The organism is Streptomyces sp. NPDC059002 (assembly GCF_042740435.1).
In the GTDB taxonomy this organism is placed as follows: domain Bacteria; phylum Actinomycetota; class Actinomycetes; order Streptomycetales; family Streptomycetaceae; genus Streptomyces.
Window position 1 is genome coordinate 69,528 of record NZ_JBHYJI010000032.1, and the last position, 22,859, is coordinate 92,386.

Consider the following 22,859-nt stretch of genomic DNA (forward strand, 5'->3'; position numbering starts at 1 on the left):
GCTCATACGCGGAGCCTGGCCTGCGTCACGCCCTCCGGCCGCCCGGTGTGCGGGCGGAGGCGCCAGCAGGTCTTCGGACTCGGGGATCGGCCGGGCGGGGCGCCTTCCCAGGCGTCGTCGGACGCCCAGTGGCCGTGGCCCCGCCCGTCCCCCTCACCGCTGCGCGTCAGTTCCGGATTCTCACCGGATTCCCTGGCCCAGGTGTGGGTTTGACTGGCTTGCGCAAGTTATCACGCGTGGTCAGGGGGCCGGTTCCGGCCTCGGCTCGCCGCGGTAGGTGCCGAAGGACCAGCGGTTTCCCTCCGGGTCGAGGATCGCGAACTCACGGCTGCCGTACGGCTTGTCCTCGATCTCGGCGGTGATCCGCACGCCCGCCGCGACGAGGCGTGCATAGAGCGCGTCGACCTGGTCGGTGACGACATAGGCGCCGGACGTGCCCGGCGTTCCGCAGGTGCCTTCGGGCGCGGCCGGATCGTACGAGCCGAGCATGATGCCGCCGCCCTCGGGCCAGTCGAGCTGGGCGTGGGCGACGCGGCCGCCGTCCTCGTGGACGGCGGTGCGCAGGAAGCCGACGGTGCCGACGAGGAAGTCGATCAGGGCGGGGGCGTCCTGGGCCTGGAGGCCCGGCCAGATGGCCGGGGCGGGGGTGCCGGGCCGCTGTTCCGCCGGGGTCTTCGGTGTGGTGTTCATGTGTCCCAGTCTTCGCCCGCGCCATGCGCCCCGGCTTGGATATTCCGGCACTCTTCGGCCAGCCAGCGGGTGGGGCTCACTCCCGTGTACTGCCGGAAGTCGCGGACGAGATGGGAGTGGTCGTAGTAGCCGGAGTCCGCCGCGACCCGGGCGATGTCGGGCCCCGTGCCCGCCGTGACGGAGCGGACCACCGCGGCCTTGGCGTGCTCGAAGCGCATCAGGCGCGCGGCCTGCTTGGGGCTCAGTCCGGTCTCGGCGCGGAACAGCGCGGTCAGCCGTCGCTCGCTGAGCGCGACGTGCCGGGACAGGCCGCCCACGGTGCCCGCGCCCCGGTGCCGGCCCAGCCAGGCCCAGGCCTCGGCGACCTCGGGACGTACGGAACCCGCGGCCCGCTCGTCGGCCGCGCGCCGCCTCAGATACGCGGACAGGAGGGCGAAGCGGTCCTCCCAGCGGTCGAGGGCGCACAGCCGCTCGCGGACCTCGGCGGCGCGGGCGCCGAGGACGTCCGTGCCCGCGGTGACGAGCTGCCCGGTCAGTGCGGCGGCGGGCAGTCCGAGGAGGGTGCGGGCGGCGAGGGGGTGCACGGCGAGCTGGATGCCGGCCTCGTGCTCGGGACTGACGAGGTACGCCGGGCTCTGGTGCAGGCCGCCCACGACGATGTCGGTGCGCACCGCGTCCGCACCGGTCGCCTGGCCGGGCGTGACGCCGCTCGCGATGTCCCCGTCGAGGGAGAAGACCAGCGTCAGATACGGCGACGGCAGGCCCTTGTGCAGGGTGGGCCGCTGCCCGGCGGTGCGGTAGCCGACCGCGGACACGACCATGCCGTCGAGCCGGGGAACGGCCCGGACGAACTCCTGGGAGCCCATGCGTCCCAGTATGCGCGGCCGGGGCGGCTCGGGTTCGGCTACCCGTATTCACCGGCCCCATGCCCCGCGTTCACGGTGACTTCGATCATGGGAAATGGCGGCGCGGCCCCATAGCATTGCGCGCCGCTCCGGACGGGGCCGCACATCGCTCTCAGGGAACGGCAGGGACGTAGAGACATGGCAGTACGGGCAAAGAACAAGCTGGCCGTCATCGGCGCCACGGGGGCGCTCGCCGCCGCCGTCCTCGCGGGCAGCGCGCTCTGGCCGACCGCCGAGGCGAACGCGGCGGGCTCCTCCGCGAAGACCGCCGCGGGCGAGCTCTCGCACTGGCCGAAGCCCGTCGCGAAGCAGCTCGGCAAGGTCATCGCGAAGAACGACCACAAGGGCGCGTACGCCGTCTTCGACGCGGACAACACGACGTACCGCAACGACCTGGAGGAGTCGCTGCTGCCCTTCCTGGAGATGAAGGGCGTCCTGACCCGCAAGACGATGGACCCGTCCCTGAAGACCATCCCCTTCAAGGACACGGCCACGCACAAGGAGAGCCTCTACAGCTACTACAACCGGCTGTGCGAGGTCGACGACCAGGTCTGCTACCCGTGGGCCGCGCAGATCTTCTCCGGCTTCACGCTGAAGGAGCTCAAGGGGTACGTCGACGAACTCCTCGCGTACAAGAAGCCGATCCCCGCCGAGTACTACGAGGCCGGGAAGCTGACGAAGACCGAGGTGAAGGCGCCCGAGTTCTCGCGCGGCATGCAGCAGCTCTACAAGACGCTGCGCGCGCACGGCATCGAGGTGTACGTCGTCAGCGCGGCCAGCGAGGACCTGGTGCGGATGGTGCTCGCCGACCCGAAGTACGGCTACGACGTGAAGCCGCAGAACGTCATCGGCGTCGCCATGCAGCTCAAGGACCGCAGGACCGGCGAGGTCACCAGCTCCCGCAAGGAGATCGCCGAGGGCCGCTTCGGCGAGAAGGACCGCGCGAAGCTCGCGGGGCGCGAGCTGACGCCGAACCTGTGGGCGCCGCTGACCTGGTACGAGGGCAAGCCCGCGGCGATCAACACCTACATCGACGAGTGGCGGAAGCCGATCCTCGCGGCCGGTGACACCCCCATCAGCGACGGCCCGATGCTGTTCCACTCCGCCGATGTGGAGCACGGCGGAGTGCGGGTCTGGGTCAACCGCAAGGACGCGTACATGAAGCAGCTCGACGGGATGAAGAAGGAGAACGCCGACCGGCAGCGCGAGCTCGGCCAGAAGGTGACCGCCGACAAGCGGTGGCTGACGGTCACGCCCGACCAGATCGGCTAGCCGCCCGCCCCCTGGAGGCGTCCGAGCGGGTCCGCGCCGGTGCGGGTCCGCTCAGACGCCCGGCAGCGCGCCGATCACGCCCGACGCGATCGCCGCGTTCAGTGCCGCGTGGTCGCGCGCGTTCTGTGCCGCGTAGCGCAGCGCGAAGTCCGTGACGGCGCGGTCGAAGGTGTCGGAGCCGCCGAGGTAGGCGGCTATCGCGATGCGGTCGCCCGAGCGGGCGTGGGCGCGGGCCAGGGCCGTGCCGCAGAGCCCCGCGTACAGGCGGAGTTCCGCGGGCGACATGGCGGCGAGGTCCGCGGAGCCCTTCATGTCGCGCAGCTGGCGCCAGTAGAAGGCGCGGCCCTGGGGGCCCGTCATCCAGCCGAGGAAGATGTCGCCCGCGGCCTGGATCAGCCGCTGCCCCGCCACGACGCGGTGCCCGGGGTGGAGGTAGGGGCCGCTCGGCAGGTGGTCCTCGATGACGGACCTGACCGCCTCCTTGATCTGGAGGAAGAGCGGATCACCGGCGTCGCGCCCGGCGAGCAGCACGATGTAGCAGCGGGTGCCGACGCTGCCGACGCCGACGACCTTGCGGGCGGCGTCGACGAAGCGGTAGCGGTCGAGGAGGAGGCGGCGTTCCTCGGCGAGCGTGGAGCGGTAGTCGCCGAAGATCTTGCGCAGGGCGGCCAGGTCGGGGGCGCCCGCGGGTTCGAGCAGCGGCGGGTCGTGGGCGATGCGGTGCACGCCGTCCACGACTTCGGTGAGCTTGCCGAGCGCCTGCAGGCTGGTGCGCCGCCGGGCGTGCGCGAGGCCCGCCTCGACGCGCTTGCGGTGGTCGGGCGAGCGGATGAGGGAGAGCAGTTCCTGGGCGTCGATGCGCTCGTACCAGACGGCGAGTTCACCGAGCCCGGCCAGGCGCCGCATCCCTTTGCGGTAGGCGGCCACGGCGTTCTGGGCGGCGTCGCGGGCGCCGTTCTCGCCCGCCCCGTTCTCGCGGGCGGCGACCGCGACGCTGGCGGCGAGCCGTTTGACGTCCCATTCGAAGGGGCCGGGGCAGGTCTCGTCGAAGTCGTTGAGGTCGAAGAGCAGGGCGCGTTCCGGTGAGGCGAAGACGCCGAAGTTGAGGAGGTGGGCGTCGCCGCAGAGCTGCACGGTGAGGCCGGTGTGCCGCTGGACGGCGAGGTCGCCCGCCATGACGGCGGCGGCGCCGCGCAGGAAGGCGAACGGGGACGCGGCCATCCGTCCGTAGCGGATGGGCAGCAGTTCCTGGACGCGGTCCGCGCCCTGGCGTTCCAGGACGGCCACCGGGTCGGGGCGGTCGGCCGAGGGGATCCAGGCCGCGTGCGAGGAGCGCGAGGCGCGCTTGCGGGCCGCCTTGCCCGCGAGGGCGCGTTCCTGCGGGGTGGTCATGCTCGCTCCCCTCTCGCGCTCGCGGACAGCCGGTCGCCCGGCGCTCGCCGCGGGCGCCGGTCGGCCCTCACCAGCAGCCAATGCGGCCGCGGTCCCTTCCGCATGCCGGGTACGCCGAACGAGTGAGCGATCCGGCATGCCGCGCGGCGCCCGGGCTCAGTGTCCCGGAGGCGTCTCCTCGGCCACCGCCCAGGCCGCGACCTGCTTGGCGAGCACGCCGCCCGCCCGGGTCCACGCGAAGTGGTCGAGGCGGCCGCCCGCTTCCTGGACGGTGTAGTGGCGGCGGGTGAGGCGGGCCCGCGGGACCTTGCCGACGAGGTGGTCGATCGCGCCGGACGGGGCGAAGGTGTCGTCCTCGACGGAGACGGCGAGCACCGGCAGGGCGAGGGCGCCGAGGGCCGCTTCGTAGTCGAGTACGGAGCCCTTCGCCGCGTAGCGGCCGGTGCGCCCCTGCCTCGCCCAGTCGCGCATGACGCCCTTGGTCTGGTTGCCGCCGAAGCCGAGCCGGGCGCCGGGCCAGCGTCCGAGCACCGTCGAGAGCGCCACGATGGACAGCTCGCCGAGGAGCAGGGCGGGGCCGCGCAGCCTGCCGTACGCCCGGTACCAGACGGATCCCGAGGCGACGAGGGCCACTCCGTCGACTCCGGGGCCGACGCCCAAGGCGGCGTGCACCAGGGCGAGTTGGCCGCCGAGGCTGTGGCCGAGGAGGTGCAGGGGCGGCTCGGGGCCGAGTTCGGCGCGGATCGCCGCGACGACCGCGGGGAGGTCCTCCTCGACGATGGTGCGGTAGCCGTGGTCGGCGGCCGCGCGGTCGGTGACGTGCGGGGTGGTCTCGCCCTGGCCGCGCAGGTCGACGGTGAGCACCGTGAGTCCCTCGTCGTGGAGTTGGTGCGCGAAGTGCCGGTAGAAGCGGGCGGGGGTGCCCATCGCGGGGACGATGAGCACGGCGGGGGCGGGTGGCGGGCCCGGTGCGGGGCCGGAGCCCGATGGCAGGAAGCGGTCGGGCGCCGGGGCGAGCAGGGCGCGGATCGGAAAGCGGGCGCCGTCCGGGAGTTGGGCGGTTGTCAGGAGCGGCAGTTCGCCGACGGGGTCGGTCCTGTCCGTGCCGACCGGTCGCTGCTGGGTCATGGGGCACAGCATGCCCCGTCGCACAATTGTCCGCACAGGGCCTTGCTGTGGCCGTACGGGAAAATCGGGGGAAAGCGGGGGCCCGCCGGGTCAACTCCCCCGGCGGGCCCGGCACTTCCTCAGCGGCTGTACCGCATCAGGGCGCGCACCATGTGGCAGGTGATGTCGGAGGGCGGGTGGATCCCGATGTCCTCCGCCATGCTCCGTATCGTGCTGTTCCTGGCCTGGTTCGGCAGCCATACGCCCGAGTCGAGCAGGGCGATGGCCAGGCGCATGGCCTTGAGGCGGCGGTTGTGGGTGATGTACCACTCCCGGGGGCGCCCGGCCGGCAGGGCCTTCTTCTCCAGGGGTGCGTACGGCAGGTCGATCAGGACGGGTTTCGGTACGGTCTGGGACACACGCTTCGATGTGAGTGCGGCAGCGGGCACAGGCATCCTCCTGTCGCGGTCAGGACCCCCCGTCGGGTGCCCTCGAACACTACTGTGATTCTACTGCGGGGCACTGACAATCGCCGCTGGCCAGACGGTCTTTGGGGTGTTCGAATACGTCCCTGTCGCACGGCCTGGGACGGGTGTTTCGGAGGTAGCGTGTGCGGCATGGAGATCTGGATCAACCCCGCCTGCTCGAAGTGCCGCAGCGCCCTCACGCTGCTCGACGCGGAGGGCGCCGACTACACCGTGCGCCGCTACCTCGACGACGTGCCCACCGAGGACGAGATCCGCGCCGTGCTCGCCCGGCTCGGCCTCGAACCCTGGGACATCACCCGCACCCAGGAGGCCGCCGCCAAGGAGCTCGGCCTCAAGGACCGCGAGGCGTGGCCGCGCGACGCCTCCGGCCGCGACCGCTGGATCAGGGCCCTGGCCGAACACCCGAAGCTGATCCAGCGCCCGATCATCACGGCGGACGACGGCACGGCGGTGGTCGCGCGGTCCGAGGAAGCGGTGCGGGACGCGCTGTCGCGCTGAGGGCGCCGGGGACGGGGCGGGAGGCCGGGCGGCGCGCGGTTGACCGCCGACCGATGACTCAAGTCCGGCAAATCGTTACATATGCCTGCCTAGCGTGGAAGGCTCCACAGGCCGCCGACCGGACGAGGGTTCCGGGCAACGGAAAGGAGCGCGCCGTGCGGAGCTGGATGTTCGGGGGCGTATACGGAACGGTCCTCGCGAGCGCGCTGCTCGCGGCGCTGCACTCGGAGGGCACCGCCTACACGCCCTACTACGACGCGGCCTGGATCCTGGTGACCGCGGGCACGGCCGCCCTCGCGCACGGCTACGCGCACCACATGTCCACGCACCGGCCGGGCTCCGGCATCCACCGCTGGCGCCAGCTCGCCCTCGCGCTCGTCGACGAGTGGCCGGTGATCGTCGCCTGCTGGCCGACCGTGGCACTGCTGCTGCTCGCGGGCGCCTTCGGCTGGCCCGAGTCCCCCGTCACGTACACCGGGCTCTTCCTGAACGCCGTGCTCCTCTTCGCCTGGGGCACATCGGCCGCGCTGCGCGTCGGCTACCGGCGGCGCTCGGCCGTCCTGATCGGCGGCGCGGACGCGACGATCGGCCTGGCCATCGCGGCCGCCAACGCCGTCATCAAGTGAGCCGGGCCACAACCGTCCCAGGTAACACGGGGTTCACATGAGGGCAACGGTCGGGAAATCGCCGGTTGCCAGGCTGCCGCTCATCACCACGGCACCGCAGCACCCGCACGTTCTGCGCCGTACCGAGCTTTAAGGATGAGGCCCCCGTGACCTTCAAGGCTGAGTACATCTGGATCGACGGCACCGCGCCGACCGCCAAGCTCCGTTCGAAGACGAAGATACTGACGGACGACACCAAGGGCGCCGAGCTGCCGCTCTGGGGCTTCGACGGGTCCAGCACGAACCAGGCCAAGGGTCACGCCTCCGACCGCGTCCTCAAGCCCGCCTTCAGCTGCCCGGACCCGATCCGCGGCGGCGACGACGTACTCGTCCTGTGCGAGGTCCTCAACACGGACATGACGCCGCACGAGTCCAACACCCGCGCCGAACTGGCCGAGGTCGAGGCCCGCTTCGGCGCGCAGGAGCCGATCTTCGGCATCGAGCAGGAGTACACGTTCTTCGAGGGCGACCGCCCGCTCGGCTTCCCCGTCGGCGGCTTCCCCGCCGCGCAGGGCGGCTACTACTGCGGCGTCGGCTCGGACGAGATCTTCGGCCGTGACGTCGTCGAGGCGCACCTGGAGAACTGCCTCAAGGCCGGTCTCGGCATCTCCGGCATCAACGCCGAGGTCATGCCCGGACAGTGGGAGTTCCAGGTCGGCCCGCTGGCGCCGCTGGAGGTCTCGGACCAGCTGTGGATCGCCCGCTGGCTGCTCTACCGCACCGCCGAGGACTTCAAGATCTCCGCGACGCTCGACCCGAAGCCGGTGAAGGGCGACTGGAACGGCGCGGGCGCGCACACGAACTTCTCCACCAAGGCGATGCGTGAGGGTTACGACGCGATCATCACCGCGTGCGAGTCCCTCGGCGAGGGCTCCAAGCCGCTCGACCACGTCAAGAACTACGGCGCGGGCATCGACGAGCGCCTCACCGGCCTGCACGAGACCGCCCCGTGGAACGAGTACAGCTACGGCGTCTCCGACCGCGGCGCCTCGGTCCGCATCCCGTGGCAGGTCGAGGTGGACCGCAAGGGCTACATCGAGGACCGCCGCCCGAACGCCAACGTCGACCCGTACGTCGTGACGCGGCTGCTCGTCGACACCTGCTGCGCCGCCCTGGAGAAGGCCGGGCAGGTCTGATCCTCAGCTCCTCCGCGTGCTCTCCGTACGTCGAAGGGGGCGTCCGCCGGTTCCGGCGGGCGCCCCCTTCGGCATGCGGGCCCCGAGTGAGGTCGCCCACCTCGGCGGGGGGCAATTCACGCCAAGTGCCGCCAAGGGTTCGTATCGGTGTGCGAGAGGGAACTGCCAGTAACCCGCCCATCTGATTCAATGGGGCCATGGGCAGCCACCAGAACACCGCGACAGGTCGTCATGACCTCGAGCCTTTCTGGCCCTCCCGGCAGCATCACGACTTCGACCGGGTGTGTTGCCGCGCGATGAACGCGCGGGCCCTCTAAAGCCGTTCACCCGGCCTTCGCCTGACGCGCACGACGTACGTCTCGTTCTCGATGACTCCTTCTTCGCGCGAAAGAGCTGACCTCACATGGCGAACTCTCGTTCCTTCACTGCCACCGCCACCGCCACCACCGCCGTCCCCGCCGCCCGGGGGCGCCTGCGGGCCGTCGCGCCCGACGAGGTGGTGCAGATCTCCGACTTCCTCCCGCCGGGTGCCACGTGGCTGCCCGCGCCGCAGCACACCCTGCCGAGCCTGCCCGGGCAGCCGCCGATGGTCGGCTACCTCGTCCTCGTGCCCGCCGGGCAGGAGCCGGTCGCCGCGCAGCCCGTCGTCCCCGAGCCGCGGACCGCGCAGGACGGGCCCGTCAGGATCGACACCGTGCAGCGCGCCGCCGAGGTCGACGGGCGCGCCCTCGACCTCACGTACCTGGAGTTCGAGCTGCTCGCGCACCTCGTCGCGCACCCCCACCGGGTGCACACCCGCGACCAGTTGGTGACCACGGTGTGGGGGTACGGGCACGTGGGTGACGGGCGCACCGTGGACGTCCACATCGCCCGGCTGCGCCGCAAGCTCGGCGCCGACCACCGCAGGACGATCCAGACGGTGCGGCGCGTCGGCTACAAGTACGCGCCGCCCGCCGCCAACTGAGGCTCTGCTCCGAGCAGAAACGGGTTCCCTCGGCACGGGTCGCCCGGGCAGAGTCGGCGTATGAGACTTCTGATGCTGGGTGGTACGGAATTCGTGGGGCGCGCCGTCACCGAGGCGGCGCTCGCCAGGGACTGGGACGTGACCGTCTTCCACCGCGGCCGCCACGCGGCGCCCGAGGGGGCCAGGACCGTGCACGGCGACCGCCTCGCCGAGGGCGGCCTCGCGGGGCTCGCGGACGGCGAGTGGGACGTGGTGGTCGACACCTGGTCGGCGGCGCCCCGGGTGGTCCGCGAGTCCGCCCGGCTGCTCGCCGGGCGGGCCGGGCGGTACGTCTACGTGTCCAGCGGCTCCGTGTACAGCTATCCGGGCGAGGCCGGGTCCGACGAGAACTTCCGCCTGGTGGACGGCGATCCGGACGCGGAGGCCTCGACGTACGAGCGGGACAAGCGGGGCGGTGAGCTCGCCGCCCTCGCCGAGTTCGGCGCCGAGCGCACACTGCTCGCGCGGGCCGGTCTTATCCTCGGCCCCTACGAGAACATCGGGCGCCTGCCGTGGTGGCTGAACCGGGTCGCGCGGGGCGGGCCCGTGCTGGCCCCCGGCCCCCGGGACGCGGGCATCCAGTTCATCGACGTACGGGATCTCGCCGAGTGGATCCTGGACGCCGCGTCCGCCGGGCTGCACGGTCCCTACAACCTCGTCTCGCCCGTCGCGCACACGACGATGGGGGAATTCCTCGACACGTGCGTGAGCGTGGCGGGGGCGCCCGACACGGAGCTTCGGTGGACCTCGGCGGAGGCGATCGCCGGGGCCGGGATCGAGCCGTGGTCGGAGCTGCCGGTGTGGGTGCCGACCGGCGGTGAGCTGTACGACACGCTGCACGTCACGTCGTCGGAGAAGGCGGTGGCCGCCGGGCTCAGGGCGCGGCCCGTCGGCGAGACCGTCGCCGACACGTGGGAGTGGCTCCGGAGCCTCGGCGGGGTCGCGCCGCAGCGTGCCGACCGGCCCGTCGTGGGGCTCGACCCCGCCAAGGAGGCCAAGGCGCTGGGGCTGTAGCCGCGCGTATCCCCCGGTGCGTGTGCTCCGCACCGGGGGATACGCATGTTCCGTGGCTGCCTCGTCAACGGCCCGTCCGCACCGGGGCGTCGTGCCCACCGGCGCCGCCCTGCGGCACGCCTGCCCACGACGGCGCGGCCTCCGTCTCCTCGCCGTGCGAGACCTTCGGGAGCCACCGCAGCCAGTGCGGCGTGTGCCAGTTGCGGTCACCCAGGAGCGTCATCAGGGACGGCAGCAGGATCATGCGGACGACCGTCGCGTCCAGCAGGACCGCCACGCCGAGGCCCACGCCCATCTGCTGCATGTCCTGCATGGACAGCGTGCCGAAGACCGCGAAGACGGCCACCATGATCACGGCCGCGCCCGTCACCGCACCCGCCGTGCGCGTGATGCCCTCGCGGATCGCGGAGCGGTTGTCCATGCCGCGGTCGCGCGACTCGCGGATCCGGGAGACCACGAAGACGTGGTAGTCCATGGAGAGTCCGAAGAGGACGACGAGGACGAACAGCGGCATCCAGTTCTCGATCGCGCCGACCTGCTCCGAGCCGATCAGCTCCGCGCCCCAGCCGTGCTGGAAGACCGCGGTCATCACGCCGTACGCGGCGCCCACCGAGAGCAGGTTCAGCGCGATCGACGTCACCGCGATCACCACCGAGCGGAAGCTGAGGAGCATCAGGAGGAAGGTCACCGCCGCGATGAAGGCGAAGACCGGCACGATGCCCTTGCCGAGCTGATCGCTGAAGTCCTCCGACTCGGCCAGGTCACCGCCGACGTACGCCGTGGCGTCGAGGCCCTCGAAGGCCGCGGGCACCGTGTCGTCGCGCAGCTCGTGCAGTGCCTTCTTCGCCTCGGCGTCCGTGCCGTCGCCGGGCAGCGGCACCGCGATCTCGGCGACGTCCGCCGCCCTGTGGACGGTGAGTTCGGCGTCCTTGCCCGCCTTCTTCGTCAGGGAGCCGAGCGCGGCGCGCACCGGCTGTGCGTCGATGTCGTCGGCCTCGACGACCACCCTGGCCGGCGCGGGACCGCCGGGGAACTCCTCGGTGATCTTCTTGTACGAGACGGAGAGCGGGGCATCGGAGCCGAACTGCTTCTCCAGGCCGAGCTGTTCGGTCTTCATGCCGAGCGCGGGCGCCGCGAGGGCGAGCAGCAGGACGGCCGCGCCGATCGCGAAGAACTTCGGGCGGGCGAGGACCGGCTTCAGGACCTTCGCCGCGGTGCTGCCGCTGGCGTGGGCGCCCCGCTTGGCGCGGCGGTTCAGGAAGGGGATGCGTCCCGCGTCGATGCGGTCGCCGAGCCCGGCGAGCAGCGCGGGCAGGACCGTGACCGAGCCGAGCATCGCCACGCACACCACGAGGATGGTGGCGACGGCGAAGCCCTTGAAGAGCAGCAGGCCGGACAGGAACATGCCCGCCATCGCGACCATCACCGTCAGGCCCGAGACCAGGACGGCACGGCCGCTGGTGGCCGCCGCGATCCGCAGCGCGGTGTCCGCGTCCCGTCCCGCCGCCCGCTCGTCGCGCTCGCGGCGCAGGTAGAAGAGGCAGTAGTCGACGCCGACCGCGAGGCCCATCAGGAACATCACGGAGTACGTCGTCTCGAACAGGTGCAGCTGGTGGCTGGCGAGCGAGAGCAGGCCGAAGGCGGCCACGCACGCGGTGAGCGCGAGGCCCACCGGGAGCAGCGCGGCGACCACGGCCCCGAAGGCGACGAGGAGGATGCCGAGCGCCAGCGGCACCGCCGTGAACTCGGCCTTCTTCAGGTCGTCGGCGAGCAGGTCCGACAGATGCTTCTCGGAGCTCGCGTCGCCGAACTGGTAGACGGAGATGCCGTCCGCGGCCCCGGCCTTCTCGGCCTGCGCGACCGCGTCGAGCACGGGCTGCACCCGGTCGGTCGCCTCGTCCGGATCACCCTTGATCACGAAGCGGAGCAGGGCGTCCTTGCCGTCCTCGGAGGGCAGCGGCGCCTGGACGTCGCGCACCTCGCCGGTCGCGGTCAGCGCCTTCGACAGGTCACCGGCCGCGTCCCGCCAGCCGTCGGCCGTACGGGCGCTGACCATGACGAGTTCGCCCGCGGGCTCGTCGACACCGGCGTCCTTGAGGATCGCCGCGGCCCGGCCGGACTCGCCCACCCCCATCTCGTCGTCGGACGCGGTCACCATGCCGGAGGACCCGCCGATCACCGTGGCCAGGACCACGAAGAGCAGCCAGCCGAGGACGGCCGTCTTCCTGTGGTGTGCGCTCCACACACCGAGTCGTGCCGCGAGGTTCCGCCTCATGGCGATTCGCCCCCATAAGTCTGCGTAAGTAAGCGTCGGATAAGACGTGTCCCACGCTAGAAATCGGCGGCTCGGCGCCCCAGCCGCCGAGGCCCCCTCTCGGCGAAGCACAGGGCGAGGTCCCGGGGGTGTCGTCAGGTACACCCCGGGCCGGGTGAGGGGCCCCATGACCGGAACGGGCCCGACCAGCGACAATCGTCACCGTGCCGGACGCATCGAACGCGTACGGGGGGCCTTGGGACGGACGAGAGGGACTGATGCACCATGAAGAGGCTGAAGGACGCAGTGACGGCGGGAGCGCAGGGCCTCTATCTCTCGATCACCTCGTTGGCGGGCTCGATCGTCCTCTTCGTGTGCGCGGTCGTGTCGATCGCCTTCATCCTGCTCGGGGTCGGCGTCTTCACCACACCGGCCGTCCTGACGTCGGTGCGCGCGTACGCCAACCGGCACCGCGTCCTGGCCGGTGAGTGGTCGGACGTACACATCCCGATCCCCTACCGCCCCCTGCCCGCCGACCTCGGCACCGGGATCACCGCGCAGGTGGAGCGCTGCTCGCTGATGCTGAAGGACCCGGCGACCTGGCGCGATCTGCAGTGGCTGCTCGCCAACATGACCGCGGGCGCCGTCGTCGTGGCCTTCGCCCCCACCCTGCTGCTCTACATGCTGTACGGCTGGGTCCTCGCCCTCGGCGTCTGGGAGCCCATCCACAACGCGGGCGGCGGCGAGTGGTACGCCTTCATCCACGTCACCTCGCAGACCACCGCGAACTACGCGGCCGCGCTCGGTGTGGCCTTCTTCGCCCTCGGTGTCTTCGTCAACCCCTCGATCGTCCGCGCCCACTTCCTCATCGCCCGCTCGCTCCTCGCGCCCACCGCGAGCATGCGCGAGCGTGAACTGGCCCTGCGCGTCGACCACCTGACGGAGACCCGGCACGACGCGGTGGACACCTCCGCGGCCGAGCTGCGCCGCATCGAGCGCGATCTGCACGACGGCGCGCAGGCCCGCCTCGTCGCCATGGGCATGGACCTCGGCACCATCGAGGCGATGATCGAGTCGAACCCCGCCAAGGCCAAGGAGCTGATCGCCAAGGCCCGGCAGAACTCCGGCGAGGCACTGACCGAACTGCGCGACCTGGTCCGCGGCATCCACCCGCCGGTCCTCGCCGAACGCGGCCTCGGCGACGCCGTGAAGGCCCTCGCGCTGCGGCTCCCCGTCGCCACCGAGGTCGAGGTGGACCTGCCGGGCCGGGCCGACGCGCCGGTCGAGTCCGCGGCGTACTTCGCGGTGAGCGAGACCCTGACGAACGCCATCAAGCACTCCGGTGCCGAACGCGTCTGGGTCGACCTGCACCACGGCGGCGGCATGCTGCGGATCTCGGTCACGGACAACGGCAGGGGCGGTGCCGCCCTGGGTGCGGGAACCGGGCTGAGCGGCATCGAACGCCGACTCGGTACATTCGACGGCGTACTGGCCGTCAGCAGTCCGGTTGGCGGCCCGACCATGGTGACCATGGAGATCCCTTGCGAGTTGTCCTAGCCGAAGACCTCTTCCTGCTGCGCGACGGCCTGGTGCGGATGCTGGAGGCATTCGACTTCGAGATCGCGGCGGCCGTGGAGAGCGGGCCCGAACTCACCAAGGCCCTCGCGGAGTTGCAGCCGGACGTCGCCGTCGTCGACGTCCGGCTTCCGCCGTCCCACACCGACGAGGGCCTCCAGTGCGCCCTCGCCGCGCGCCGGGAGCGTCCCGGCCTGCCGGTCCTCGTCCTCTCGCAGCACGTGGAGCAGTTGTACGCCCGCGAGCTGCTCGCCGACGGCACCGGCGGCGTCGGCTACCTCCTCAAGGACCGGGTCTTCGACGCCACCCAGTTCATCGACGCCGTACGCAGGGTGGCGTCGGGCGGCACCGCGATGGACCCGCAGGTGATCCAGCAGCTGCTCTCCCGGCGGGCCGCGGACCAGCCGCTCGGCGCGCTCACGCCGCGCGAGCGCGAGGTGCTCGAACTCATGGCGCAGGGCCGGTCGAACGCGGCGATCGCGGCGCAACTCGTGGTCACGGAACGGGCCATCGCCAAACACACGTCCAATATCTTCGGGAAACTCGATCTTCCCGTTTCCGACGACGACAATCGGCGCGTGCTCGCGGTGCTCGCGTATTTGGACCAAGGGCGCTGAACGCGTCGGGTTCCTGATGCGTATGTCACTCCATGGGACGTACCTCACGAAAACGATCAAGGCTGACGCAGCGCATGATCGCCGCGTCCGCGGCATTACTCCTCGGCGGCGGCGGCCTGATCGCCGTGAACGTCTATGCGAGTGCCGAAGAAGGAACGGATCAGCCTCCCCCGCAGAGCGCGGGGCAACAGGCGTCCACCATCAATTGCCCGGACGTGGCGAATCAGCTGCCCGAAGTACCGGACGCGGCACGCGGTGAAGTCGATCGGCGGCTCGCGGATCTGGACAGCCAGATCACGCAGGCGTACGCCGAGTTCACCAGGGCCGAGGAGAAGGAATCCGTGCTCGGCCCGCTGGAGGAGCGGCGTCGCGGCACGCTCGGGCAGATCGGGGACGCCATGGACCGGGTCGGCGACCGGCCCGAGAACCTCGACAGCATGGCACCCTGCACGCTGCGCGCCGCCGACCAGGGCCAAGGGCAACAACAAGAGCAAGGGCAAGAGCAAGGGCAGCGCGGCAACGGCCCCGAGGCCGGTGACTTCGTGGACATCACGTCCGTCCGGCCCAACGTCCAGCGCCCGCGCGACCGTCGGGGCGCCTCCCGCGGCACCTTCACCACGCGATGCGGACGGAACGAGAACGGCAAGTTCAATCCCGACAACGTCATCGTCGCGCCCGGCGTGAGCAATGGCGCCCACCATATGCACGATTACGTGGGAAATCAGGCGACGGACGCGTTCTCCAGCGATCAGGATCTTGCCAACGGCCGGACCAGTTGCCGCAATCAGGGTGACAAGTCGACCTATTACTGGCCCGTCCTGCGCCTGCAGAACGGAAAGGACGAGAACGACGCGGGAGCGGACGGCGGCGGCAAGGACCAGAATGTCGGGGAGATCCAGACCCCGGCCTCCGTCACCCTGAAGTTCGCCGGAAATCCCACGGGCAAGGTCGTCGCGATGCCGCGTTTCCTGCGCATCATCACCGGTGACGCCAAGGCGTTCACCAACGGCGACGCGAATGCCAATGCCTCATGGAGCTGCACCGGATTCGAGAACCGGCAGCTCAAGGACAAGTACCCGATCTGCCCCGACGGCAGCAACGTCGTACGGACGTTCACGTTCCAGAGCTGCTGGGACGGCCGGAACACCGACAGCGCCAACCACCGTACGCACGTGGCCTTCGCCGACCCCCGCAGCGGCGCCTGCCCGCAGGGCTTCAAGGCCATCCCCCAGCTGGTGCAGCGCATCGTGTACGACGTGCCGCCGGGCCCCGGCTTCGCCGTCGACTCGTTCCCCGAGCAGCTGCACAAGCCCGTCACCGACCACGGCGACTTCATCAACGTCTTCGACGAGCGGCTGATGCAGCGCGTCGCGAAGTGCATCAACTCCGGGCAGCGCTGCGCCTGACCGACGCCCGCCCGCTCACCCCCCGTGATGACCGTGGTGGCCGCCGCCGTGCCCGCCGGTGGCGGCCACCACGGTTCCGCCGAGCCGCTCGCGCAGCGCCGAGATGTCCTGCGCGCCGCCGACCGCGACCCAGGTGCCGCCGACGAGGTACGTACCCCCGTAGTCGTCCGCCTCGTCGAGCCATTCGGCCTGGCCACGGGCGTTTGTAAAGGTTACGAGCACGTAGTGCAGGGCACCGTTGTCACAGGTGGCCTGGCGCAGTTCGGCCGCGTCCGTCTGGATGTCGGGCCTGCACCGCGCCCTGGCCGCCAGCTGCTCCAGGCTGCCGCTCGCCGTGTCCGGTGTGCCGTCACCCCCCGAGCCGCACCCCACCACCGCAAGCAGCACTCCCACCGCCATGCCCGCGCCTACGCTCCGCGCTGCCCTCATCGCCCCATCAGTCCCTTCCCGCGAGCCGAACTCGCCATCTTCTTCCGCACCGTTGAGCGCCGGGGGCCACGCGGATACCGTGCGCCGCAGCCTTCAACGCAGGGGGTACACATGTCCGATCCGTCCCGTCGTACCGTGCTCGGCACCGCCGGTGCGCTCGGCATCGGCGCCGCCGTCGGCGCGGTACCGCTGCCGGCCCATGCCGCCGGACCCACCGGACCCGGCGGACCCGGTGGACCCACCGGGGGTCCCGCCTTCGATACGGATTCCGCGCGCGCCGCACTCAACAGACTCCTGCCGCATCACGCGGCACAGATCCGCCTCAGACTCGTCGCGGCGCGGGGCCGCGAGGACCGCTTCCGGGTCACCGGGACCACCGGGCGGATCGAGGTGTCGGGCACCACCCCCGCGGTGCTGCTCACCGGCGTCCACTGGTATCTGAAGTACGTATGCGGCGCCCATGTCACCTGGAACGGCAGCCAGTTGGACCTGCCGCGGCGGCTGCCCGCACCGGCCGGGCCGCTGGAGCGCAGCACCTCGCTCCCCCACCGCTTCGCCCTCAACGACACCAACGACGGGTACACCGCGCCGTACGCCGACTGGGCCTACTGGGAGCGGATGATCGACGTACTCGCCCTGCACGGCTGCAACGAAGTCCTGGTGATCGCGGGCGCCGAGGCCGTCTACCACCGGGTCCTCAAGGACTTCGGCTACTCCGACGCCGAAGCCAGGGCCTGGCTGCCCGCGCCGTCCCACCAGCCCTGGTGGCTGCTGCAGAACCTCTCCGGATACGGCGGACCGCTCTCGGCTCAACTCATCGCGGACCGCGCCGAGTTGGGGCAGCGGATCGTGCGGCGGCTGCGCGAGCTCGGCATCGCGCCGGTCCTGCCCGGCTACTACGGCCACGTGCCCGACGGATTCGTCGAACGCAACGGCGGGGACGCCCGCGTCGTCCCGCAGGGCGTCTGGCACGGCTTCAAGCGGCCCGACTGGCTCGACCCGCGCACCACGGCCTTCGCCAAGGTCGCCGCCTCCTTCTACCGGCACCAGGAACAACTCTTCGGCCCCGCCTCGTACTTCAAGATGGACCTCCTGCACGAGGGCGGCACCGCGGGTGACGTGCCCGTGCCCGCCGCCGCCCGGGGCGTGGAGACCGCCCTGCGCACGGCGCGGCCCGGCGCCACCTGGGTCATCCTCGGCTGGGAGGCCAATCCGCTGCCCGCGCTGCTCGACGCCGTCGACAAGAAGCGGATGCTCATCGTCGACGGCGTGTCCGACCGGTACGCGAGCGTCACCGACCGCGAGAAGGACTGGGGCGGCACCCCGTACGCCTTCGGCACCATCCCCAACTTCGGCGGGCGCACCACGATCGGCGCCCGCGCCCACATCTGGAACGAGAAGTTCTTCGCCTGGCGCGACAAGGCGGACAGCGCGCTGGTGGGCACCGCCTTCATGCCGGAGGCGACGGACCGGGACCCCGCCGCCTTCGAGCTCTTCTCCGAACTGGCCTGGACGAAGGGCCCGGTGGACCGCGCCGCCTGGTTCTCCTCGTACGCCGACTTCCGCTACGGCGCACGCGACCGCGACGCCCGCGCTGCCTGGCGCGCCCTGCACGACACCGCCTACCAGCACACCGCCGTCGAGCGCAGCGACGCCCACGACTCCCTGTTCGCCGCCCGCCCCGACCTGGCGGCCAACCGCGCCGCCGAGTACGCGCCGCGCGCCCTCACCTACGACCCCGGGCGCTTCGACGCCGCGCTCGCCGGGCTGCTCGGGGTCGGCGGCGCGTTGCGCGGCAGCGCCGCGTACCGGTACGACCTGGTCGACGTGGCCCGACAGGCCGTCGCCCACCGCGGCCGACAGCTCCTGCCGCAGCTGCGGCGCGCCTGCACCCGCCGGGACCGCGCCACGTTCGCCGCCCTGTCGACCCTGTGGCTGCGGCTGATGCGGCTCGCCGACGAACTGCTCGGCACCGATCCCGCCTTCCTCGTCGGGCCCTGGGTCGAGGCGGCCCGGCGGATGGGGACCGGGGACGCCGAGCGACGCGAGTTCGAGCGCACCGCCAAGGTCCTCGTCACGGTGTGGGGCGACCGCGCCACCTCCGACGGCGGCAAGCTCCACGACTACGGCAACCGCGAATGGCACGGTCTCATGGGCGACTTCTACGTCCCCCGGTGGCAGCGGTGGCTCGACGAGCTGTCCGACGCCATGGCCGCGGGGCGGGAGCCGAAGGCCGTCGACTGGTTCGCCGTGGAGGAGCCGTGGACCCGGGAGCGCAAGGACTATCCGCTGCGGCCCGTGGGCGGCGCGTACCGGACCGCCTCGCGGGTGGCCGACGTCCTCTCCCGCGCGCCCTATCAGGGCACGCTGGAGGTCACCGCCGATCCGCCCGCCCTGCCGCCCGGCGGGCAGACGTCCCTCACCGCCCTCTTCCGCAACGTCAACGGCCTGCGGGCCACCGGGCGCGTCGACTTCGCCCTGACCGGCCTCGACGCGACGCCCTCCGGGCCCGTCTCGCTGGACCGGGTCGCGGCCGCGGGGACGGGGCGTGTCGCCTGGCACGTCCGTGCGCCGGGGACGCCCCTTGACCGGCCGTTGCGGCCGCTGCCCTATGAACTCGCAGTGCGGTACGGGCCCCAGGGGGAGCGGCGGGTGCGGTCCCTCCACGACGGGACGCTGTTCGAGGCCGGGGCCGTGGGATCGGCGTGGCGGACCTATGCCAACAACGGGGCCGTGTTCGGGGAGCTGGGCGGGCGGTACGCGATCCATGGGGGCGGGGTCGATCTGTGGAAGGGGACGGCCGAGTTCGGGACGCTGTACCGGGAGGGTGCCCTGGAGGAAGGCGGCTCGGTGGCCGTCCGCGTCGACTCCCAGGAGGTGACCGGGCCTTGGGCCCGCGCCGGACTCATCAGCCGCGGATCGCTCGGCACGCCCGGCTCCCTGGGCTTCGTGAATCTCTCGGTCACTCCCGCGAATGGGGTGGTCCTCTCGTACGACTCCAACGGGGACGGGACGCTGGACACGTACAAGCGGATCACCGGCATCAAGGCGCCGGTGCTCTTGCGGTTGAGCCGGGGGGCCGGTGGGGCGTTCACCGGGGAGTGCTCGACGGATGACGGGGGGACGTGGCGAGTGGTGGCGACTGTGCCGGTGCCTGGGGTGGCCCGGGGCGGGCAGGACGTGGGGATGTTCATGAGTGCGACCCATGGGGGTGGTGAGGAACGGGGGGTGGTCGAGTTCAGCGGGTGGCGTCTCGCCTGAGCGTGTGCCGTGGGGCGCCTGAGCGGGTGTCGTGGGGCGGGGCCGCGGGGGTATGTGCGTGGTCGCTCCGCTGTGGGCAGTCGTGCCGCTGGGCGAGTGGGGTCTCCCCTGCTCGAGCGAAGCCGAGAGCTTGGGGAAGGGTGGGCACAGCCCACGGTGCCGGGGGGGCGCTCACGGAGGCGCAAGGCCGGTGCAGGCGGGCGCCTCGTGAGGTGACCAGGTGACCATCTGACGATTCGCTCGTTTTGCTGAACGTGTCGTCGAATGTGCAGCCCCAGTCGCAGTCCCGCAACCCCAGTGGCCCCGCCTCCGTCGTGGACGTGGAGCAGGCCGAGGCCGCCCTCGTCGAGCACTATCCGCGGCTCGTCCGGCTGGCCTACCTGGTCCTTCCGCCGAGCCTCGGCCGCAATCGCCGGGTCCTGACCGCCCATGCGCTGGCCCAGCGGGCGCTGCCCCGGGGCAGGAAGTCGGGGGTCGAGGTCGTCATCCCCGCGCAGCGCGGCACGGGTGAGCGGCGCAACGGTGACCCGGGCTACGCCTACGTGCGGCTGCGGGTGGTGCGGACCGCCCTGGAGGCCGGGCTGCCGTTGAAGCGGAAGGCGTGGCCGAAGCGGTCGCAGCTTCCGCCGCTGCTTCCGCAGGTGTGGGGGCTGCGGTTGTTCCCGCGTTCGGGCGGCGCCGATGAACTCGCCCTGGACCAGCGGCTGTCCGCGCTCTCGGGTGCGGCCCGCGCGGCGTACGTCCTGCGCGGGTTCGAGCGGCTCGCCGACCCCGACGTACGCGATGTGCTCGCCGCCGCCGGGTGCGCGGCACCCGAGGAGGCGCTCGCCGAGGCGGACGGTGTCGAGGCCGCGTATCCGCTTCTGGAGTCCCCCGAGTTCGACCCCTGTTCGCTGCATGCCAGGCCGACCGATCTGATGCGGCGCAGGCAGCACATGAAGGCGGCGGCCGTGGCGGCCGCGGCCGTCCTGGTGTGCGGGGCGCTGCTGGGGCTTCCGGGTGACGGCTGGGGGCCGGACGGCGCCGCCGCTCCCCCGTACGCCAAGAATCCGGCGGGTCAAGCCGCCCTGGATCCGGGGAAGTTGACGAAGGTCGCCGCGAGCACGTGGAAGCGCTCGGCGCGCACCGACTTCTCGGTGTGGCCCGCGCGCGGCGGTCTCACCGGCGACCGGGCGCTGCTGCGCCGCGCCCTGGCCGTCTGGGCGCGGCCCGGCGAGTCCGTCCAGGTCTCCGCGACGCCGGGCACGGCGGCCGGTGCGCCGCCCGGCCCGGCGCAGCTGCTGTTCGCCGGTGAGGTGGACGCCACCCGTGTCGTCCTGCTCTACGACGGTCTCCGTATCGTCCGGTACGCCGAGCCGATGGAGGGCACGAGCGGTGCCGCACTCGACTTCGCGCGCGTGGACGGCGCGGGCGGCGCCGATTCGGGCGCCGTCGTGGTGAGCCGCGCCGACGGCAACGTCCGCTATCTCACGGCCCCTTGGGTGGGTTCGGCGTCGGTGCGCGATCTGCTGAAGCCCGCGGGGAAGGGGCTGTCCCTGCACCGTTCCGCGGACGGCGTCACCGATCCGTTCGCCAGCCCGGCCACGGCCCGCGAGTGCACCTCGTGGAACGCGCTGCGGCTGCGCGACAACTCGGGCACGTCCCGGTTGTCGACCGATCTCGGCGAGCTCACCCCCGCCCGTCTGACGTCGGGCCGCCCGGGCTCCCCGCACGAGTCGTCGCCCGCGGACTGGTCGAAGTCCGCGTGCTCCCTCGCCTCGGTGCGCTCGCACGGCGTACGGTCCGTGAACTCCTGGTCGTACGCCCGTCAGACGCTGCCCGAGGGCAATGGCTCGGCCACCTGGGTCTGCACGCGGGCCGAGACGTGGCGGGGCGGCGGGAGCCGGGTGCTCGCGCAGTTCCAGACGGCCGGGCCGACGGGCGCCGTCGCGGCGAAGGCCGAGGACTCGCCGGCGTGCGGCGACAGGGAGCCCCTCGTCCTCGCGGGCGTCCTGTGGAAGTCACGGGCCGGGAACTGGTACGTGCTCGGTGCGGGCAGCAAGGACGTCACGTCGATCACCGCGTCCGGCGGCGAGCGCGTGCGCGGCAATGTCCTGGCCGCGCGGACCGAGCGGGACGCCCGGGCGCGGCTCAGCGGCGAGCTGGGCGACGGCCGCACGGTGAGCACCTTGCGGTAGTCCGGCAAAGTTCCCGGCGCAGACCCCTGTACCCCCGCGACTACCCATCAGTACATTGACGCCATGTCTAATACGCAGGGCCGGGTGCCCAAGCCCCTCGCGTCCGAGCACATACCGCTCAAGGCACGCAACGTCTCCTTCTCCTGGGAGAAGACACCGCTCCACTGGCTCCCGGACGACCCGTTCACCACGCACACCATCAACGTGCTGCACCTGCTCCTGCCCGCCGGTGAGCGCTGGTTCGTACACGTCTACAAGCAGGTCCTGCCGCTCATCACGGACGAGCGGCTGCGCGAGGACGTCATCGGGTTCATCGGCCAGGAGGCCATGCACTCGCAGGCCCACGACGAGGTCCTGCCGCACCTCAAGGAGCAGGGGCTCGACCCGACCCCGTACACCGCGCAGGTCGACTGGCTCTTCGAGAAGCTGCTCGGCGACCGGACGCTGCCGCCGGGCAAGCCGCGCCGGTGGTGGCTGCTGGAGCGGGTCGCGATGATCGCGGCCATCGAGCACTACACCGCCTTCCTCGGCAACTGGGTGCTCAACGCCGACGAGCTGGACCGCAGGGGCGCCGACCCGACCATGCTCGACCTGCTGCGCTGGCACGGCGCGGAGGAGGTCGAGCACCGCTCCGTCGCCTTCGAGCTGTTCATGCACGTCGACGGGAGCTACCGGCGCCGGGCGAGGACCTGGGCCACCGCCTTCAGCGCGCTGGTCTTCCTGTGGCAGCGCGGGGCGCGGTTCTTCATGGAGAACGACCCGACGCTCGTCGACGGCAGGGCGAGCTTCAAGGACTTCTACCGCAGCGGGCGCGCCGGGACCCTGCCGTCCACCGGCGACATGATCCGGTCCATCCCCCGCTATCTGAGCCGGAGTTACCACCCCTCCCAGGAGGGCAGCACGGAGCAGGCCGTCGCCTATCTCGCCTCCTCGCCCGCCGCCACCGCCGCCGAGAAGGGCGCCGCCTGAC

The 22,859-nt window shown here is 72.0% G+C and carries 19 protein-coding genes and 1 riboswitch; of the genes, 12 read left to right on the plus strand and 7 right to left on the minus strand.

Annotated elements, in window-relative coordinates:
* Nucleotides 1-46 precede the first annotated feature (46 nt).
* Nucleotides 47-233: riboswitch (cobalamin riboswitch) on the minus strand.
* Nucleotides 234-240: 7 nt separating this feature from the next.
* Entirely contained in the window at nucleotides 241-690 is a 450-nt protein-coding gene (locus tag ACFWZ2_RS26335; RefSeq protein ID WP_384549675.1) for a VOC family protein, read from the minus strand.
* Nucleotides 687-1,556, minus strand: a complete 870-nt coding sequence (locus tag ACFWZ2_RS26340) for a helix-turn-helix domain-containing protein (protein WP_384549677.1) — start codon at nucleotides 1,554-1,556, stop codon at nucleotides 687-689. Before ACFWZ2_RS26340 ends, ACFWZ2_RS26335 begins: the two co-directional genes overlap by 4 nt.
* Before the next feature lie 177 nt (nucleotides 1,557-1,733).
* Between ACFWZ2_RS26340 and ACFWZ2_RS26345 the strand changes: the two genes are divergently transcribed.
* The gene (locus ACFWZ2_RS26345) at nucleotides 1,734-2,867 is read left to right on the plus strand and encodes a haloacid dehalogenase-like hydrolase (protein ID WP_384549679.1); all 1,134 of its coding nucleotides are present in this window, start codon (nucleotides 1,734-1,736) and stop codon (nucleotides 2,865-2,867) included.
* Nucleotides 2,868-2,918: 51 nt separating this feature from the next.
* Here ACFWZ2_RS26345 and ACFWZ2_RS26350 read toward each other — a convergent pair whose 3' ends face one another.
* The 3 genes from ACFWZ2_RS26350 to ACFWZ2_RS26360 all read right to left on the minus strand — a co-directional run bounded on the left by ACFWZ2_RS26350 (nucleotide 2,919) and on the right by ACFWZ2_RS26360 (nucleotide 5,815).
* Nucleotides 2,919-4,259, minus strand: a complete 1,341-nt coding sequence (locus ACFWZ2_RS26350) for a DUF2252 domain-containing protein (protein ID WP_384549681.1) — start codon at nucleotides 4,257-4,259, stop codon at nucleotides 2,919-2,921.
* Nucleotides 4,260-4,415: 156 nt separating this feature from the next.
* On the minus strand, nucleotides 4,416-5,387 hold the full coding sequence (locus ACFWZ2_RS26355) for an alpha/beta fold hydrolase (protein ID WP_384549683.1): 972 nt from the start codon (nucleotides 5,385-5,387) through the stop codon (nucleotides 4,416-4,418).
* Nucleotides 5,388-5,506: 119 nt separating this feature from the next.
* On the minus strand, nucleotides 5,507-5,815 hold the full coding sequence (locus tag ACFWZ2_RS26360) for a hypothetical protein (protein ID WP_384549685.1): 309 nt from the start codon (nucleotides 5,813-5,815) through the stop codon (nucleotides 5,507-5,509).
* Nucleotides 5,816-5,983: 168 nt separating this feature from the next.
* Here ACFWZ2_RS26360 and ACFWZ2_RS26365 point away from each other — a divergent pair, with 168 nt between their 5' ends.
* The 5 genes from ACFWZ2_RS26365 to ACFWZ2_RS26385 all read left to right on the plus strand — a co-directional run bounded on the left by ACFWZ2_RS26365 (nucleotide 5,984) and on the right by ACFWZ2_RS26385 (nucleotide 10,170).
* Nucleotides 5,984-6,352, plus strand: a complete 369-nt coding sequence (locus ACFWZ2_RS26365; protein ID WP_384549687.1) for an arsenate reductase family protein — start codon at nucleotides 5,984-5,986, stop codon at nucleotides 6,350-6,352.
* A 155-nt stretch (nucleotides 6,353-6,507) separates the two neighbouring features.
* Nucleotides 6,508-6,978 (plus strand): hypothetical protein, encoded by a 471-nt coding sequence (locus ACFWZ2_RS26370; RefSeq protein WP_384549688.1) that lies wholly within the window; start codon nucleotides 6,508-6,510, stop codon nucleotides 6,976-6,978.
* 146 nt (nucleotides 6,979-7,124) lie between these two features.
* Nucleotides 7,125-8,153, plus strand: coding sequence for a glutamine synthetase (gene glnII / locus ACFWZ2_RS26375; protein ID WP_384549690.1), 1,029 nt, complete (start codon nucleotides 7,125-7,127; stop codon nucleotides 8,151-8,153).
* Between the two features lie 403 nt (nucleotides 8,154-8,556).
* Nucleotides 8,557-9,117, plus strand: coding sequence for a winged helix-turn-helix domain-containing protein (locus ACFWZ2_RS26380; protein WP_384549692.1), 561 nt, complete (start codon nucleotides 8,557-8,559; stop codon nucleotides 9,115-9,117).
* A gap of 60 nt (nucleotides 9,118-9,177) precedes the next feature.
* A complete protein-coding gene (locus tag ACFWZ2_RS26385) occupies nucleotides 9,178-10,170 on the plus strand; it encodes an NAD-dependent epimerase/dehydratase family protein (protein ID WP_384549693.1) in 993 nt (330 codons plus the stop codon).
* A gap of 64 nt (nucleotides 10,171-10,234) precedes the next feature.
* On the opposite strand, the gene ACFWZ2_RS26390 is transcribed toward ACFWZ2_RS26385, so the two are convergent.
* Nucleotides 10,235-12,445, minus strand: a complete 2,211-nt coding sequence (locus ACFWZ2_RS26390) for an MMPL family transporter (RefSeq protein ID WP_384549694.1) — start codon at nucleotides 12,443-12,445, stop codon at nucleotides 10,235-10,237.
* 264 nt (nucleotides 12,446-12,709) lie between these two features.
* On the opposite strand from ACFWZ2_RS26390, the gene ACFWZ2_RS26395 reads away from it, so the two are divergent.
* Genes ACFWZ2_RS26395 through ACFWZ2_RS26405 form a run of 3 tightly spaced genes read left to right on the plus strand, consistent with a single transcriptional unit; the run spans nucleotide 12,710 to nucleotide 16,022 of the window.
* Nucleotides 12,710-13,981: a sensor histidine kinase gene (locus ACFWZ2_RS26395; protein ID WP_384549696.1), complete on the plus strand. Its 1,272-nt coding sequence runs from the start codon at nucleotides 12,710-12,712 to the stop codon at nucleotides 13,979-13,981.
* Entirely contained in the window at nucleotides 13,966-14,616 is a 651-nt protein-coding gene (locus ACFWZ2_RS26400; protein WP_384549698.1) for a LuxR C-terminal-related transcriptional regulator, read from the plus strand. Before ACFWZ2_RS26395 ends, ACFWZ2_RS26400 begins: the two co-directional genes overlap by 16 nt.
* Before the next feature lie 32 nt (nucleotides 14,617-14,648).
* Nucleotides 14,649-16,022 carry a DUF1996 domain-containing protein gene (locus ACFWZ2_RS26405; RefSeq protein ID WP_384549699.1) on the plus strand — a complete coding sequence of 458 codons (1,374 nt, stop codon included), beginning with the start codon at nucleotides 14,649-14,651 and terminating at the stop codon, nucleotides 16,020-16,022.
* A 15-nt stretch (nucleotides 16,023-16,037) separates the two neighbouring features.
* On the opposite strand, the gene ACFWZ2_RS26410 is transcribed toward ACFWZ2_RS26405, so the two are convergent.
* Entirely contained in the window at nucleotides 16,038-16,421 is a 384-nt protein-coding gene (locus ACFWZ2_RS26410; protein WP_384549701.1) for a hypothetical protein, read from the minus strand.
* A 141-nt stretch (nucleotides 16,422-16,562) separates the two neighbouring features.
* Here ACFWZ2_RS26410 and ACFWZ2_RS26415 point away from each other — a divergent pair, with 141 nt between their 5' ends.
* The 3 genes from ACFWZ2_RS26415 to ACFWZ2_RS26425 all read left to right on the plus strand — a co-directional run bounded on the left by ACFWZ2_RS26415 (nucleotide 16,563) and on the right by ACFWZ2_RS26425 (nucleotide 22,858).
* Nucleotides 16,563-19,712: an alpha-N-acetylglucosaminidase gene (locus tag ACFWZ2_RS26415; protein WP_384549703.1), complete on the plus strand. Its 3,150-nt coding sequence runs from the start codon at nucleotides 16,563-16,565 to the stop codon at nucleotides 19,710-19,712.
* 254 nt (nucleotides 19,713-19,966) lie between these two features.
* A complete protein-coding gene (locus tag ACFWZ2_RS26420) occupies nucleotides 19,967-21,889 on the plus strand; it encodes a hypothetical protein (RefSeq protein WP_384549705.1) in 1,923 nt (640 codons plus the stop codon).
* 63 nt (nucleotides 21,890-21,952) lie between these two features.
* Nucleotides 21,953-22,858, plus strand: a complete 906-nt coding sequence (locus ACFWZ2_RS26425; protein WP_384549707.1) for a metal-dependent hydrolase — start codon at nucleotides 21,953-21,955, stop codon at nucleotides 22,856-22,858.
* Nucleotide 22,859: the final 1 nt, after the last annotated feature.